General features: G+C 48.7%; 2 protein-coding genes. One reads left to right on the top strand and one right to left on the bottom strand.

The features are described 5' to 3' along the window. Positions 1 to 113 precede the first annotated feature (113 nt). Positions 114 to 371, top strand: coding sequence for a hypothetical protein (locus tag HMPREF1024_RS00020; protein WP_009310077.1), 258 nt, complete (start codon positions 114 to 116; stop codon positions 369 to 371). Positions 372 to 428: 57 nt separating this feature from the next. On the opposite strand, the gene HMPREF1024_RS29910 is transcribed toward HMPREF1024_RS00020, so the two are convergent. Further along, on the bottom strand, positions 429 to 594 hold a 166-nt coding region (locus HMPREF1024_RS29910; protein WP_009310192.1), incomplete at its 5' end, for a tyrosine-type recombinase/integrase.

Genomic DNA, 594 nt, shown 5'->3' on the forward strand with positions numbered 1-594 from the left:
GATGCGCTCCGGATGAATATGATGATCTCATATCAGGAACTTGTTCGCACCTTCCCTAGGCAATTTGAATTCAGATATCTATGCTTGGGATCCGGACAACAGGAGGTAACAAGATGAAACTTCAAGATATACAGATAGATAATACCGTAAGGAGTGGCCTTAATTCTTTCACTGGTGGGGTGATTATTCGTGATACAAAGGTATTGATCACGCTCAATCTCCCGGATGGACAGAAAACCACTATTGAGGGGGAATGGCGGCATATGTCAGACGCCAACAGATTGTCAGAACGTATTACGATGCTTCAGCATGCGATCTATGAGCAGTATGAGGAATACAGAGCAGATATTCCCGTCAGCTGGTCCAGATAACGTCTGACAGACCTCACCGGCGAGCAGGACGTTTGCCAGCATCATTCTCCTAAGCACTTAAATATTCCCTTTCAGCATGGCTACCGCATCCGCTTCGGGCATCTGAAACTGCACCCGGTGCCGTGCCGCGACATCGAGCGCAAACACCTTCGTATAGACCTCCGTGGAACTGATCGATTTGTGGCCCATCAGGCTCTGCAAAACCTTCAGTGGTATGCCGGCG

Source organism: Klebsiella sp. 4_1_44FAA, from assembly GCF_000238715.1.
Taxonomy (GTDB): domain Bacteria; phylum Pseudomonadota; class Gammaproteobacteria; order Enterobacterales; family Enterobacteriaceae; genus Klebsiella; species Klebsiella pneumoniae.